Below are 325 nucleotides of genomic sequence, written 5' to 3'. Positions count from 1 at the left end.
CGGCCCAAACCGGCCTGGGTTTTGTACTAATTTTGTCCTAAACCTCAGGTCACCTACTCATGCCAATTCTGCTGTCTGCCCCACACTCGGCGATGAGAGTTTGGCAGCCAGAAGGGAATGCAGTGGATCGCCATCAGGCTCATTGGAAAACAAGAATGGGAATTCTTTCTCTTGATCGTATTCGGCGTACCCTTTGCCCCTTGGGTTGCCGGGCTTAGCCGAGTAACCGGCGGCGGCACCAAAAAGCGCGGCCAGGATTTGTAAAATTACCCTGATAAGAGCCATCGCTTCCTCATGAGCGATCTCCTGCCTAACCTGATCCCCG

At 53.5% G+C, this 325-nt stretch carries 1 protein-coding gene; it reads right to left on the bottom strand.

Annotated elements, in window-relative coordinates; genetic code table 11:
- Positions 1-57 precede the first annotated feature (57 nt).
- A partial coding sequence (locus tag QWI17_RS00475) for a hypothetical protein (protein WP_302720535.1) occupies positions 58-325 on the bottom strand: 268 nt, incomplete at its 5' end.

This window comes from Gilvimarinus gilvus (assembly GCF_030518155.1).
Taxonomy (GTDB): Bacteria; Pseudomonadota; Gammaproteobacteria; order Pseudomonadales; family Cellvibrionaceae; genus Gilvimarinus; species Gilvimarinus gilvus.
The sequence above is the reverse complement of the archived record's forward strand: the minus strand, read 5'-3'. Positions and strand labels throughout refer to the sequence as shown.